Here is a 13,735-nt window from a genome sequence, read left to right on the forward strand (position 1 = left end):
GCAATCACTGCCCGCGCCGGGACCTTAGCGTGAGAGAAACGGCACCGGAGCACTTCATCCGTGACCGGGGTCTTCGCTCTGCCGGAAAGACCGGCGTGAACGCGAAGGCCACGACGTGGGGCGCGTTGTCTCTCAACGCCCACTCCGGGACACGCCATTGCGTGTGTCCCACCGTCCTGGCCGTGGTCGAGATCGTATCTGCACCCATGTCGCATCAGCGCTCGGTGACCTTATTGCACATGGCCCGTCGCAGGGCCGACGAAAGGACCTCATTCATGCGAATCCGAGGAACACGACTGCGCAAGTCCCTTGTACTGGCCGCCGCATGCGCCCTGGCCGCCGCCGGGGTGGCGGTGCCGGCCACCCAGGTGGTCGCGCAGGCCACCACCGCGAAGGGCGGCGATGCGCCCAAGCCGACGATCGTGCTCGTCCACGGTGCGTGGGCGGACGCGTCGAGCTGGAACCCGGTGATCAGCCGCCTCCAGCACGACGGCTACACCGTCGATGCCCCGCCCAACCCGCTGCGCGGCGTCGAATACGACGCGCAGAGCCTGAAGAACTACCTGGCCACCGTTGAGGGCCCGATCGTCCTGGTGGGCCACTCCTACGGCGGCGTGGTCATCACCAACGCCGCGGCGGGCAATCCCAATGTCAAGGCGTTGGTCTACGACGACGCCTACATCCCCGCTGAGGGCGAGACGGTATTCCAGATCAACGCAGCCAAGCCCGGTTCGTGCGTCACCGCCGACCCGTCGACGTTCCTCAACCTGGTGCAGTACCCCGGCTCCCCCCAGGGCGACTACGACGCCTACCTCAAGGTCGCGCCCAACGGCACCTACAGGGGATTCGCGGACTGCTTCGCCAACGGTGTCCCTCGCGCCCAGACCCAGCTTCTGGCGGCCGGTCAGCGCCCCTTCGCGGTCAGCGCCGGATCCGAACCCACCGGCACGCCCGCCTGGCGCACCATACCCTCCTGGGCCGTGGTCGGAACCGCCGACCATGTCATCCCCCCCGCCGAGCTGCTGGCCATGGCCACCCGTGCGCAGGCTCATGTCACCGAGGTCGATGCCGGTCACCTCTCCCTCATCACCCGGCCCGGCGTAGTGACCGACGTCATCCTCGACGCCGCGCGAGCAGCCGGCCGCTCCTGACCGGCCGCGGCCGGCCGGCATGATGCGGCCACAGGAGATGCCCAAGGCACTGCTCCCTGGTTCAGGGCCGGAACGCCCGACATGTGCGCGTTCCTGGCTGGGTCTCTCCTGCCGCGCGATCCCGGCTCCCTCGGCACACCTGACCGCCCGCCAACGGCGCACTGCCTGTGCGCGGTTGGCGGGCTCGCTGTCGGTCCAGCAGAGCTGAGACGCTCCACCGCAGCGGAGGTCCTCGTCATTGACAGGGCATCAGAACTGCCGACTACTCATGACCAGTACAACCGGCCCCCGGTCCCCAGTGGTTCGGGAACGCCTCACCCCAGCCGCATGATGTGGGTGGCCGTGAAGGGAACCAGTTCGTGGTGCCGGTCCGGTAGGGCGATCACCAGGGCGCTGTCCGGCAGTGCCCGGCGGACACCCGTCAGCATGCGCACCGCGGTGGGACCGTCGAGGCCTGTCGTCGGTTCGTCGAGCAGCAGAACCGCCGGTTGCCGCAGCAACGCCCTGGCGATCGCCAGGCGGCGTCGCTGCCCCTGCGACAGGGCGCTGCCCAGCGGGCCCGTCGGGGTGTGGAGGGGGAGCTGTTCCAGGGCGGCAGCCGCCAGCGCGGCCCGGAGCATGTCGTCGTCCGCGCGGGGGGCGGCCTGCCAGAGGTTCTCAGCGACGGTCGCGTCGGCGATCCAGTCTTCCGCCTCCACAAGGGTGAGCGTATCGGCGATCACACCGGCTGGGAGCGATTCGACGGGTGCACCGGCAAGCAGCACCGTTCCGGGAGCAGCGGGGGCGATCCGTCCGGCGAGCGTCTCCAGCAGGGTGGTCTTCCCGCTGCCGTTCGGCCCGGTAACGACGATGACGTCGCGAGGCCCGATCCACCCGGTCCAGGTGGTGCGGTCGTCGCCGACGCCCACAGGCACTCGGTGGGCCACCAGGGTTCGCGCCGGCTCTGCGGTGGTCGCCGGGAGTGCCGTGCGTTGGCCCTGCGGGAACGCGCGGTTCGCCAGATACCCCAGCCGCAGCGCGGCGTCGGCGGCCAGGCCGTGGTCGCGAAGCACGTGCGGAAGGGTCTCCATCAGCTCGTACGCAGCCGCCACCAGCAGCACCTCGCCGATGGCGTCGGCGGCAGGCTGGGTGAAGACGGGACCCGACAACGCCAGGAGCAGGACCGCGGTCTGGCCCGCGACGGCCAGCAGCCGCAGCCGCAGCCGTGCCCGCCGCACCGCTGCCGCGACCGCTGCTTCCGCGCGCCGGGACCGAGCGACCGATTGCGCGACCTGGTCGCGTGCCACGTCGACCGCGTCCAGGCAGCGCAGTTCGGAGAACGCGGCGCGGGCACTGAGCAACCCGGTTCGGGCGGTGGCACGGGCGGCGGCTGCCACGCGCTGGTGATCCCGGGTCCGCCGGTCGGCGGCCACCGCCGCGGCCACCGAGACCGCGAGAAGCACCAGTTCGGCGGTGCCCGCCAGTGGACTGGCCACCAGCAGCAGGGTGACGACGGCGCCGGCCGTCAGGCCGATCCCGGCCAGCGGCGGAACGACCCGGGCGGGTATCCCGCCCACCGCTTCCACGTCGCTGGTGAGCCGGGCCATCAGGGTCCCGTCGCGTCCTTTCCGCAGTTCGCGCGCCGGCACCGTGGTCACGGCGTGGACCATACGGGCGCGCAGTGAGACGGTCGCGCCCAGCAGCGCCCCATGACTGACCAGGCGTTCGGCGTACCGCAGACCGGTGCGGCTCAGGGCGAGAGCGCGGACGGCACCCGAGGGGTACATCCACGACCAGGTGGTGTTCGCCTGTGCGGTGACGACCGCGCAGGAGGTCAGGAACCAGCCGGACACCCCTAGCAGACCGGCCGCACACAATTCCGCCGTCCCGGCGAGCGCCACGGCCCACAGCAGATCGCGTCGTTCACGGCGGCCTGCTGCCGTCCACAGCAGCTTGAATGCGTTCACAGCGCTCTCCCGGTTGCGGTCAGCCGTCCCCCGCTCAACCGGACGACGTCATCAGCGGCGTCGAGCAGCGCGGGACTGTGTGTGGTGACGACCACGGTGCGGCTGCGGGCAAGCGTCCGGATGGCGCGGATGACGCGGGCCTCGCCGTCCGGATCCAGGTGCGCGGTGGGTTCGTCCAGGCACAGCAGTGGCGTTTCGTGGATGAGAACGCGAACCAGCACCAGTTGCTGCATCTGCCCCGCGGACAGCCCCCAGCCGCGCTCCCCGACCTGGGTGTCCAGGCCCTGGGGAAGCGCGGCCAGCAGGTCATCGAAGCCCAGGTCGGCGAAGGCCGCGGTAAGTTGAGCGTCGTCGACGTCGGGCCGGGCCAGCAGCAGGTTGTCCCGCAGCGTGCCCGGGAGGAGATAGGAGGGCTGGCCGGCCCATGCGGTGACGGCCGGGGAGGCGCATCGGGTGTCGGACCCCACGGTGTGCAGGCACTGTCCCCGGTCCGGTCGGCGAAGGCCCGCCGCCACGGAGAGCAAGGTGGTCTTTCCTGCGCCGCTGTGCCCACTGATGGCCAGGACCGAACCCGGGCGCACGGTCAGTGTGACGTCCTCCAGGGCTGACTCGGGCCTGTCCCGATACCGCACCCCCACAGCCTCCAGGATGACACCGGCGGGGCCGGGCCGACTCGCACGATGCATGGCGGACCCCTCGGTCGACGGGCCTCCGGCCGGTGCGTCAGGAACCGCGTGGATGATCTCCGCGAGCATCTCGGCCGCCGCGGCGGCCTCGGCGCGGGCATGGTATCCGCGGGCGAGCTCCCGGGCAGGGGCGAAGTAGGCCGGGGTCAGTACGAGCACGAACAGTGCCGTGCCCAGGCTCATGGTGGACGGCACCGCCGGCAGGTCGAGGTAGCCGAGCAGGGCGAGCCCGCAGTAGGTGGCGACGACAGCCATGGCCACGGTGACGAGGAGCTCGATCCAGGCGGTCGAGAGGAATGCCACCCGAAGGACCGTGCGGGTGCGCGCGGCCAGTTCCCGGTCGTCGGCCTCGGTGGCACGTACCGCCTCCTCGCCGGCGCCGAGGCCGACGAGTGTGGGCAGTCCGCGCAGCCGGTCCAGCAAGCGGGTGCTCAGCGTCCGGGTAGCGGTGAGCTGCGCGTGCACGGCGGCGCGGGTGCCCATGCCGATGACCTTGAGGTTGACGGGCAGCAGCGGTGTGGCCAGCACCAGCACCAGCGCGACGGCCCAACTGCCCACCGCGATGGAGGCCAGCACGATGCCGCTTCCCAGCAGCATCGCCCGCCGGGCAGGGACGTAGGTCGTCAACCACCCGGTCAGCCGGCCCACCTCGCTGTCGAGTGCCTCGCCGAGCGCGGCGTCCGAGACCTCCTCGGACGGCACGCCCGGTGTGGGCAGCGCGGCCAGGAGCAGCCGGGCGCGCAGATGGTCCTGGACCACGGCCGCCCCGTCGTCGGCCGCCCGGTCCGCCACCGCGAGCAGGAACGCGCGCAGCAGCAGCCCCGCGGCGACAAGAGCCGCACTGCTGAGCACGGGAGCCAGCGCCACGCCCCGGTGCTGGGACCGCAGCGCGGCCTGGGCCGCCCAGCCCAGGCCGGCGGCCCACAGGACATGGCCCATGGCCGCGAGCCCGCGCAGGGTGCCGGCTCGCCGGAACGCCGGTTCGCCGATGGCCGCCCATCCGACGAGCAGCCGGGCTGTCTGCTGCTGACCGTCGTCGTCGCCGAGCCGGGCGAGTTGGCCGGAGATGTCGTTCACCGTTCGGCTGCCGGGAAGTCGAATTCGCCGGCGGATGCGGAGCGGCGGTCGGATCGGATCCATACCGCGAGTGCGGTCAGGCAGAACACCGCGATCCCGGCCGGATCGATCCAGGTGGCCACGCCGCCGAAGACGTCCTGCGAGACGGCCGCCGTCCCCAGGGCGAGGAGGGTCAGCAGCACCCGCCGGACGACGACGGGCGCGCGCGACCCGGCCGCGTCAGCGGCGTGCTCCCTGGCTGCGGTGTCGGACGGGCCGGCGGAGTCGGTGAGGGCCGGTGACCCGCCGGTGAGGGCCGCCGGCTGGTCGGTGAGGGCCGCCGGCCAGGTGAACTTCCCGCGGAAGACCCACCACGCGTAGATGTTGTATGCCAGTACGATCGGCACGCACCCGCCCACCCCGATCACCAGGAACAACTGCGACCCGTGCGGACTGGCTGCGGCGCGCAGTGTCAGGTCCGGTGGGACGACGACGGGTGCGGTGGCGGCCACGAGCGCGAGCAGGCCCGCGGCCTCCGTACCGGCCACGGCGGCGAACGGACGCCAGTCGGGCCGGCGGCCGAAGCCGAACCACGCGACGCCCCAGCAGACCGCGGCAGCGACCACTGCGAGGCCGAAAAGGGTTGTGCGGAGCGGCTCGTCGAAACGGAAGTCCTGCGGGTCGGCGAGCCGGAGGCCGAGCGCCAGGACCACCGCAGCCGCCGCGACCGCCAGAAGCAGCGGACGGCCCAGCCGCCCCGCCCGGTGGTGGGCGGTCCCCACCGTCTTGTCCTGCAGCCACGCGGCGCCTGCCAGCAGATGTACGGCCGCAAGGCCCAGCGCGCAGAGCACGCTGTACGGGGTGAACCAGTCGAAGGTACCCCCGCTGAACACTCCGTCGTGATGGGGCAGTCCGGACAGGACCGCTCCGGCACCGAGTCCCTGGCACAGAGACGCCACCAGGGAGGAGAGCCCGAAGACGAGGCCCCAGCCTCGCCGGTAGCCGGGGGCGGCGCTCTGCAGTTCGATGGCCGCGCCGCGCAGCACGATGGCAAGCAGCATGACCACGAGCGGCAGATAGAGGCCCGGCAGCACAGTGGCGTAGACACTGGGCAAGCCCGCCCACAACGCCACACCGGCCAGGATGAGCCAGCTCTCGTTCGCGTCCCAGGCCGTCGCGATCAGCTCGTTGTACTCCTTGCGCCGCAGGTCGCTGCGGTCGAACAGGCTCAGGATGCCGATGCCCAGGTCGTAGCCGTCGAGCAGCAGATAGGCACCGAGGGCGAACAGGACCAGGGCGTACGACGCGTACTCAAGCATGCTTCACCTCGGACGGGATGACGGTGGGGCCGACGTCCGCCACCAGGAGTTCGGGCCCGGCCCGTACCGTGTGAACGATGTAGCGGATCCACAGGCCGAGCAGCAGTGCGTAGACGCCGACGAAGCCGACGAGGCTGGTGACGGCGGCGCCGAGGGAGAGATGGGAGGCGGCGTCGCTCGTGCGGATCAGGCCGTAGACCACCCAGGGCTGCCGGCCGGTCTCCGCCGTGATCCAGCCGCCGCTGATCGCTATGACACCGGCGGGGGCCATCCAGACCATCAGCCGGTGGAACCGCCGGGCGGTGAAAAGCCGGCCACGCAGCCGGAGCACGACTCCGGCGAAGGCCATGGCGAACATCGCCAGAGCGGTGAAGTACATCGTCCGGAATCCGTAGAAGGCCGACCACATGTTGGGGCGATCGGCCTTCGGTGTCTGCAACAGCCCGGGGACGTTCGCCTTCCCGGTCAGGTCCTTGCCGATGACAGCGCCCAGGCGTGGTATCCCGAGTTGGAGCTCGTTCCGGCCTTTGTCCGTGTTCGGTACCACGAGCAGGTTGTAGCCGTTGTTGTCGGTCTTCCAGTTGCCCTCGAACGCCTCCAGCTTCGCCGGCTGGTGTGCGCCCATGAACGCGGCCGTCGAGTCACCCACGTACAGCTGAACGGGCATCAGGACGGCCAGCACCCCGAGGGCGATGGACAGCGTACGGCGGGCGAAGGGCAGCGCCCGGTGCTTCAGCAGATACCAGGCGGCGATTCCGCCGATGAACCAGCAGGCGCTGATCAGAACGGCGAGCAGGATGTGCGGGTACCGGTAGGAAAACGCCGGGTTGAACAGCACCTGCCACCAGTCGCTTGCCCGGAACTGGCCGTTGACCTCGGTGAAGCCCACGGGATCCTGCATCCAGCTGTTGGCCGACAGGATCCACGTCGTGGACAGCAGGGTGCCGAAGACGATCATCCAGCAGGCGAACGCCATGGTCCGGGGGCGCACCCTGCCGTCGCCGTACAGCATGATGCCGATGAACCCGGCCTCCAGGAAGAAGGCCGTAATGACCTCCATTCCGATCGTGACACCCAGGATCGGCCCGACGGCATGGGCGTATCGGCCCCAGTTGAGACCGAACTCGAAGGTCATGACCGTACCGGCGACCACACCGAGGCCGAATCCGACCGCGAATATCTTCTTCCAGAAACGGAATATCTGCAGGTACAGCGGATTTCCGGTCCTGACGTAGACCGTGTACATCACCGCCAGGAAGAGGGAGAGTCCGACGGTCAACGCGGGGAAGCTCATATGGAACACAGCAGTAACGGCGAATTGCCATCGCGAGATCTCCACCACTGCGGGCGAGGCCACAGAGTCTCCTTTCGGTTGGTTTCGGGAGCCGGCAGCCCCGGCCGCACGGGTCGAAGCGGACCCGCCAATTGTCCAGCCCGGGGCACCGGCTGTGACGCTGCCGCGGAGGCCCTAGGGGAATCAGCAGACTCCTGCGGTCACCCTAGGACCGCTGGTGGGCATACTTATACCGCCAGCGCATCGCCTCTGATCTCTCGGTGCACTGAGCGGGAGATTCGCCGCACCCCAGTGCACGTCCGGACTGATGGCTATGCGCCGCCAGGCAACAGGTGAATTCCGGGAGCCCTAACGTGGTGCTCCAACGGGCGACCTGGCCCGTCCATCCCTGTTTAGCCCGCTCGACCACCGCCATCCGCACATGCCGGAACCCGGAATTCCATGGGAATCCGCCATCGCCATGAGGAGTCCTTCGAGGTGCCTACGATGCCGGTCGGCGGGCTGATTCCCCGCGCCGCCGACGATGCCGCTGACGTAATCGTCCGCAATGCAAAGATCCACACCGGAGACAGCAGCCGCCCGCATGCCGGAGCTCTCGCCATCCGCGACGGCCGCGTCGCGGTCGTGGGTGACGACGCCGACATCGCTCCCTTCGTCGGCCCCGCCACCACTGTCGTCGATGCCCTGGGCCGACGCGTGGTCCCCGGCCTCAACGACGCCCACCTGCACGTGATCCGGGGTGGCCTGAACTACGTCCTCGAACTGCGCTGGGACGGCGTGACATCGCTGCGCCAGGGCCTGGCGATGCTGCGCGAGCAGGCGGCCAGGACCCCCAAGGGCCAGTGGGTGCGCGTGGTGGGCGGCTGGTCCGCCGAGCAGTTCGCCGAGCGGCGGCTGCCCACCCCCTCAGAGATGAACGCAGCCGCACCGGACACCCCCGTGTTCGTCCTGCACCTGTACCAGACGGCGATCCTGAACCGGGCGGCGCTCCAGGCCGTCGGCTACACCAGGGACACTCCTGAACCCAAAGGGGGACAGATCGTACGCGGCAGGGGCGGCGAGCCCACCGGCATGCTTCTGGCCGCCCCGAGCGCGCTGGTCCTCTACTCCACTCTCGCCAAGGCTCCGACGCTTGGGGACGAGGACAAGAAGACCTCCACCCGGCACTTCCTGCGCGAGCTGAACCGATTCGGGCTGACCTCCGCGATCGACGCTGCCGGAGGCTTCCAGAACTTCCCCGACAACTACAGCGTGGTGACCGAGCTGGCCCAGGAGGGCCTGCTGTCGCTGCGCATCGCTTACCACCTGTTCCCGCAGACCCCCGGCCAGGAACTCGACGACCTGGCCCGCTGGATCGAGATGGTGCGCCCCGAGGACGGGGACGAGTGGCTGCGGTTGAACGGCGCCGGTGAGAATCTGATCTGGGCCGCCGCCGACTTCGAGAACTTCGCCGAGCCCCGCCCCGAACTGGGCCGCCACTACGAGGCCGAGTTCGAGAAGGCCGTCCGCCTCCTCATGGAGCACGGCTGGGGCTTCCGCCTGCACGCGACCTACGACGAGACCATCAGGCGCGACCTGGCGGTGTTCGAGAAGCTCGCCGCGGAAGGGCTGTTCCCAGGCGGGAACAGGTGGCTGTTCGACCACGCCGAGACCGTCTCACGGGACAGCCTCGACCGTGTCGCGGCCCTCGGCGGGGCGATGTCCGTGCAGAACAGGATGTCGTTCCAGGGCGAGGCGTTCACCCGGCGGTACGGCCTCGGCGCCGCCGCGGAGGCTCCCCCGGTGCGGGCCATGCTGGAGCGCGGGCTCACGGTCGGCGCCGGCAGCGACGCCACCCGGGTGTCCACCTACAACCCCTGGGTCGCCCTTCACTGGCTGGTCACCGGCCGTACGCTCGGCGGCGCCGTCCTCCGGCCGCCGCAGAACCGTGTCGACCGGGAAACCGCACTCGCCATGTACACAAAGGCCGGTGCCGCGCTGACCGGCGAGGAGGAGGTCAAGGGCATCCTGCGACCCGGCTTCCTCGGGGACCTGGCGATCCTGTCCGACGACTACTTCACCGTGCCGGAGCAGGACATCCCCCATATCGAGTCGGTGCTGACCGTCGTCGGTGGCCGGATAGTCCACGCCGCCGCCGAGTACGAGGGCCTTGACGAAGAACTGCCCGCCATCAGCCCCTCATGGAGTCCCGTCGCGCAATTCGGCGGCTACCGGTCCAGCCCTCGGTCGGGCCTGCCGGGCGTCCGCCAGGCGGAGTTGCTCGGCCAGGCCATCGCCGAGTCGGAAGAGCACCTCCTGTGGCGTGCCCGACGCGGCCTCGCCCCGGACGCCTCGCGCACGTTCTTCGATCCCTGCTTCTCCCCCTGAACTCCCGGTAGGCGGCCCTTCAGAGCCCCCTGCCCGGGCGCACCCACCCGAGTCCTTCCACCGGACGCTCCCCGTGGCACCGCGGACAGCAGTCCGCTTCACCGTTCACGAAAGGTTCTCTCTCATGGTCGACATCGCTGACGTCACCGCAACCCCCGCCCCCGGGCTGCTCACCCCGGACAACTGCGCGATCCTGTTCGTGGATCACCAGCCGCAGATGTTCTTCGGCACCGGAAGCGGCGACCGCACCGCGATAGTCAACGCGACCGTGGGCCTGGCGAAGGCAGCCAAGGTCTTCGAAGTCCCGGTCGTTCTCAGCACTGTGGCCGCCGAGGCCTTCTCCGGCCCGATCATGCCGCAGATCCCGGCCGTCTTCCCCGACAACGAGATCATCGATCGCTCCACGATGAACGCCTGGGAGGACGTCGCCTTCGTCGAAGCCGTCAAGTCAACCGGTCGCAAGAAGCTCGTCTTCGCCGGTCTGTGGACCGAGGTCTGCATCGTTCTGCCCGCGCTCTCCGCCCTTGGCCAGGGCTACGAGGTCTATGTGGTGACGGACGCGTCCGGCGGTGTCAGCCCGCAGGCACACGAAAACGCGATCCAGCGCATGGTCCAGGCCGGTGCCGTACCGGTGACCTGGGTCCAGGTACTGCTGGAGCTGCAGCGGGACTGGGCCCGCACGGAGACCTACGTGCCGGTCACCGAAGTGGTCAAGGAGCACGGCGGCGCCTACGGCCTCGGCATCGTCTACGCGCAGGCCATCATCGGCGCCCACGCCGCCGGCTGACCCCCTCCCCACGGGACTGAGACCCAGGAACAGGAACGACAGCAATGGACACCGGGCTACTGGTCCTCCGGGTGGCGATGGGCCTGCTCATCGCCGGCCACGGAGTTCAGAAGGTGAGCTTCCGTCTCGGAGGCCACGGTTGGACAGGTGGAATCGAGGAGTTCCGCCACGACGGGTTTCGCGGAGGCTCGCTCACCGCAGGGGCGGCCGGTGCCGGCCAGATCGGTTCTGGCCTGTTCCTGGTTCTCGGGGCACTCACACCGATGGCGGCCATGGTCGCCATCGGTGTGATGACCGTCGCGATCACCGTCAAGTGGCGGAATGGACTGTGGGTGCAGAACGACGGTTATGAGTACCCCCTGGTGGTGGTCGTCGTCACCGGGGCACTGTCCCTCACGGGCCCCGGCCGCTGGTCCGCCGACCACGCGGTCGGCTTGAACTCCTGGCCGGTGTGGCTCCCGGTCGCGACGATCGTGCTCGGCCTCGCGAGCGGGCTGCTCACGCGCGTACTCCTGCACCGCCCGTCTCGAAAGGTCGTGGCCCATGCGCGCATTGCTGACTGACGCGGCCCGCACCCTCGTGCCGCCCCGTGCCGACCGGCACGGCCCGCTGCCGCCGCTGATGCTGGCGCTGACCGTGGTCACCGGCGTGGTCGATGCGGTGACCTACCTCGGGCTCGGGCATGTCTTCGTCGCCAACATGACGGGCAATGTGGTCTTCCTCGGCTTCGCGCTGGCCGGAGCCCAGGGGCTGTCCGCCCTGGCGTCCGTCGTGTCGCTGGCGGCATTCCTGGCCGGCGCACTCTCAGGAGGCCGCGTCGCCGTCCGCCTCGCGGCCCATCGCGGGCGGCTGCTGGCCGTGTCCACGGGCGTCCAGACGGCCTTGGCCTCCGCGGCCACCATCTTCGCGGCCGTCACCGACGGCCGGGTCACCACGACCGTCCAGTACACCCTGATCGTGTTGTTGGGCCTGGGCATGGGGCTGCAGAACGCCGTTGCACGGCGCCTCGGCGTCCCCGACATGACCACCACCGTGCTCACCCTCACCCTGACCGGACTCGCGGCCGACTCCACTCTGGCCGGAGGCACGGCACCACGGCCCGGCCGACGGGTCCTGGCCGTGCTGGCGATGTTCCTCGGCGCGCTGGCCGGCGCGGAACTCGTCCTGCACGGGCAGCTGACGGCGGCCCTTGGACTGGCCCTGCTGCTGCTCCTGGTCACCGCGGTGACCACCTACCGTCTCGCGACCCCCGATGCCTCCTGGGCACCGCCGACGAGCTGAGCCCCGCGCGGGGTGCGGGCGACTGCGGCTGACGTCGCCTGCCCCCGCCGGTTGCCAGCGCCACGCAAGAACCGCAGGCGCCACCGAAAGGCACACGATGACACAGCCCGCCACCGCCCCGACCGTCCGGCGAGTGGACACCAAGCACCGGTACGAAATCATGGTCGACGGCAAAATCGCCGGCCTCACCGCGTACCGCGACCACCACGACCGGCGTGTTTTCCACCACACCGAAATCGACGACGCCTTCGCCGGGCAGGGCCTGGCGTCGATCCTCGTCCAAGAGGCCCTGACCGACGTACGCCGCTCCGGGAAGCGCATCGTGCCGGTCTGCCCCTATGTGGCGAAGTTCCTCAAGAAGCACGACGAATTCGCCGACATAGCCGAGCCTGTGACCCCGGAAGTCCTGCAGTGGCTGGAGACCGTGCTGGCGCGCTGACGTCCCGCGGCACCGCCTCCGACGAGGAAGCGCTGAGGGTCAGATCCACGCTTGTGCCCGCGTGACGGCACCGAAGAAACCGCCGGCTGCCCCACAGCGCTTCCGCCCACGCCGGTCTCCCGGCTCACCCCGTCAAGAAGGTACGCATGTCCGCATCTTCCGAACTCCGGGCCTCGCCGACGGCCCGTGAGCACGGCGTGCCGGGTTGGCTGGTCGCGCTCCTGGCCGTCGCCTCCGGCATGACCGTCGCCAACCTGTACTACGCCCAACCCCTGCTGTCCTCGCTGAGCGGTGTCTTCCACACCAGCACGGCCACCGTCGGCACACTGATCACACTCACCCAGGTCGGCTACGTGATCGGCATGATCTTCCTGGTCCCACTCGGCGACCGGCTGGAAAAGCGCAACCTGATCACCGCCCTGCTGACGGTCACGACCCTCGCCCTCGTGGCTGCCGGCCTCGCCACCAGCTTCCCCATGCTGCTGATCGCCTCCCTGATCAGCGGCGCCACCTCGGTCGTCGCTCAGATCCTCGTGCCGTTCGCCGCCAGCCTCGCCCCCGACCACGCCCGCGGGCGCATCGTCGGCCGGGTCATGAGCGGCCTGCTCACCGGCATCCTGCTCTCCCGCACGCTCAGCAGCCTCGTCTCCGACCTCGCCGGCTGGCGCACCGTCTTCCTCGGCTCCGCCGCTCTGATGGCCGTACTCGCCGTGGCCCTGCGCGCGGCCCTGCCCCAGCACGCGCCCACCACCACCATCCCGTACCACCAGGTCCTGGGCTCCACCGCCCGGCTGGTGGGCACACACCCTGCGCTACTGCGCCGCGGCCTCTACCAGGCGGCGATGTTCGGCGCCTTCAGCGCCTTCTGGACCACGGTCTCCTTCGTCCTCACCGGTCCCCGCTTCCACTACTCCCCGGTCGGTGTCGGCGTGTTCGCCCTCGTCGGCGCCGCCGGAGCGGCCATCGCCCCGCTCGCCGGGCACTGGGCCGACCGGGGGCTCCTGCGCCCCATGACCGGCATCGCCTTCGTGGTCACCTCCCTGGCCTTCGCGCTCGCCGGGTTCGGCGGACACAGCGTGGTACTTATCGCGCTGGCCGCGATCCTCATCGACATGGCCGTACAGACCACCCTCATCCTCGGCCAGCACACCATCTACCAGCTCGACCCCGCCGCGCGCGCCCGCCTCAACAGCGTCTTCATCGCCACGTTCTTCGCCGGCGGCGCGGTCGGCTCCCAGCTCGGCTCCGTCGTCTACCACTCCGGAGGCTGGACCGCCCTCACGGCCCTCGGCGCCGCCCTCCCCGTCGTCGCCCTCCTCTACTGGACAACCGAAACCGGACAGCGTGCGGCGGCGGGGCCGGGCACAGCGAGCCCGTAAGGTCGTCAGACGCCCCGGCCCGGATCAAAT

The 13,735-nt window shown here is 70.3% G+C and carries 11 protein-coding genes; 7 read left to right on the forward strand and 4 right to left on the reverse strand.

Annotated elements, in window-relative coordinates; translation table 11 throughout:
* The first annotated feature begins 275 nt into the window (after positions 1-275).
* The gene (locus NFU81_RS18970; protein ID WP_251491467.1) at positions 276-1,151 is read left to right on the forward strand and encodes an alpha/beta fold hydrolase; all 876 of its coding nucleotides are present in this window, start codon (positions 276-278) and stop codon (positions 1,149-1,151) included.
* Between the two features lie 314 nt (positions 1,152-1,465).
* On the opposite strand, the gene NFU81_RS18975 is transcribed toward NFU81_RS18970, so the two are convergent.
* The 4 genes from NFU81_RS18975 to NFU81_RS18990 are packed head-to-tail and all read right to left on the reverse strand — an operon-like array spanning position 1,466 to position 7,515.
* On the reverse strand, positions 1,466-3,097 hold the full coding sequence (locus NFU81_RS18975; RefSeq protein WP_251491469.1) for an ATP-binding cassette domain-containing protein: 1,632 nt from the start codon (positions 3,095-3,097) through the stop codon (positions 1,466-1,468).
* Positions 3,094-4,860: an ABC transporter ATP-binding protein/permease gene (locus tag NFU81_RS18980; protein WP_251491471.1), complete on the reverse strand. Its 1,767-nt coding sequence runs from the start codon at positions 4,858-4,860 to the stop codon at positions 3,094-3,096. The genes NFU81_RS18975 and NFU81_RS18980 overlap by 4 nt, the downstream gene beginning before the upstream one ends.
* Positions 4,857-6,158 (reverse strand): cytochrome d ubiquinol oxidase subunit II, encoded by a 1,302-nt coding sequence (locus NFU81_RS18985; protein ID WP_251491473.1) that lies wholly within the window; start codon positions 6,156-6,158, stop codon positions 4,857-4,859. Before NFU81_RS18985 ends, NFU81_RS18980 begins: the two co-directional genes overlap by 4 nt.
* Positions 6,151-7,515 (reverse strand): cytochrome ubiquinol oxidase subunit I, encoded by a 1,365-nt coding sequence (locus NFU81_RS18990; RefSeq protein WP_285833818.1) that lies wholly within the window; start codon positions 7,513-7,515, stop codon positions 6,151-6,153. Before NFU81_RS18990 ends, NFU81_RS18985 begins: the two co-directional genes overlap by 8 nt.
* Before the next feature lie 423 nt (positions 7,516-7,938).
* On the opposite strand from NFU81_RS18990, the gene NFU81_RS18995 reads away from it, so the two are divergent.
* The 6 genes from NFU81_RS18995 to NFU81_RS19020 all read left to right on the forward strand — a co-directional run bounded on the left by NFU81_RS18995 (position 7,939) and on the right by NFU81_RS19020 (position 13,705).
* Positions 7,939-9,819: an amidohydrolase gene (locus NFU81_RS18995; RefSeq protein WP_251491512.1), complete on the forward strand. Its 1,881-nt coding sequence runs from the start codon at positions 7,939-7,941 to the stop codon at positions 9,817-9,819.
* 124 nt (positions 9,820-9,943) lie between these two features.
* Positions 9,944-10,606, forward strand: coding sequence for a hydrolase (locus NFU81_RS19000; RefSeq protein WP_251491477.1), 663 nt, complete (start codon positions 9,944-9,946; stop codon positions 10,604-10,606).
* A gap of 44 nt (positions 10,607-10,650) precedes the next feature.
* On the forward strand, positions 10,651-11,169 hold the full coding sequence (locus tag NFU81_RS19005) for a DoxX family protein (RefSeq protein WP_251491479.1): 519 nt from the start codon (positions 10,651-10,653) through the stop codon (positions 11,167-11,169).
* Positions 11,150-11,887 (forward strand): YoaK family protein, encoded by a 738-nt coding sequence (locus NFU81_RS19010; protein ID WP_251491481.1) that lies wholly within the window; start codon positions 11,150-11,152, stop codon positions 11,885-11,887. The genes NFU81_RS19005 and NFU81_RS19010 overlap by 20 nt, the downstream gene beginning before the upstream one ends.
* Before the next feature lie 97 nt (positions 11,888-11,984).
* A complete protein-coding gene (locus NFU81_RS19015; RefSeq protein WP_251491483.1) occupies positions 11,985-12,326 on the forward strand; it encodes a GNAT family N-acetyltransferase in 342 nt (113 codons plus the stop codon).
* A 146-nt stretch (positions 12,327-12,472) separates the two neighbouring features.
* The gene (locus NFU81_RS19020; protein ID WP_251491485.1) at positions 12,473-13,705 is read left to right on the forward strand and encodes an MFS transporter; all 1,233 of its coding nucleotides are present in this window, start codon (positions 12,473-12,475) and stop codon (positions 13,703-13,705) included.
* Positions 13,706-13,735 lie beyond the last annotated feature (30 nt).

Source organism: Actinacidiphila cocklensis, from assembly GCF_907177275.1.
Taxonomy (GTDB): Bacteria; Actinomycetota; Actinomycetes; order Streptomycetales; family Streptomycetaceae; genus Actinacidiphila; species Actinacidiphila cocklensis.

Bases quoted from the DNA above. Each gene is read 5' to 3' on its own strand.
- NFU81_RS18970 (WP_251491467.1), top strand. From the start codon at position 276: ATGCGAATCCGAGGAACACGACTGCGCAAGTCCCTTGTACTGGCCGCC.
- NFU81_RS18985 (WP_251491473.1), bottom strand. From the start codon at position 6,158: ATGCTTGAGTACGCGTCGTACGCCCTGGTCCTGTTCGCCCTCGGTGCC.
- NFU81_RS18995 (WP_251491512.1), top strand. From the start codon at position 7,939: ATGCCGGTCGGCGGGCTGATTCCCCGCGCCGCCGACGATGCCGCTGAC.
- NFU81_RS19000 (WP_251491477.1), top strand. From the start codon at position 9,944: ATGGTCGACATCGCTGACGTCACCGCAACCCCCGCCCCCGGGCTGCTC.
- NFU81_RS19005 (WP_251491479.1), top strand. From the start codon at position 10,651: ATGGACACCGGGCTACTGGTCCTCCGGGTGGCGATGGGCCTGCTCATC.
- NFU81_RS19010 (WP_251491481.1), top strand. From the start codon at position 11,150: ATGCGCGCATTGCTGACTGACGCGGCCCGCACCCTCGTGCCGCCCCGT.
- NFU81_RS19015 (WP_251491483.1), top strand. From the start codon at position 11,985: ATGACACAGCCCGCCACCGCCCCGACCGTCCGGCGAGTGGACACCAAG.
- NFU81_RS19020 (WP_251491485.1), top strand. From the start codon at position 12,473: ATGTCCGCATCTTCCGAACTCCGGGCCTCGCCGACGGCCCGTGAGCAC.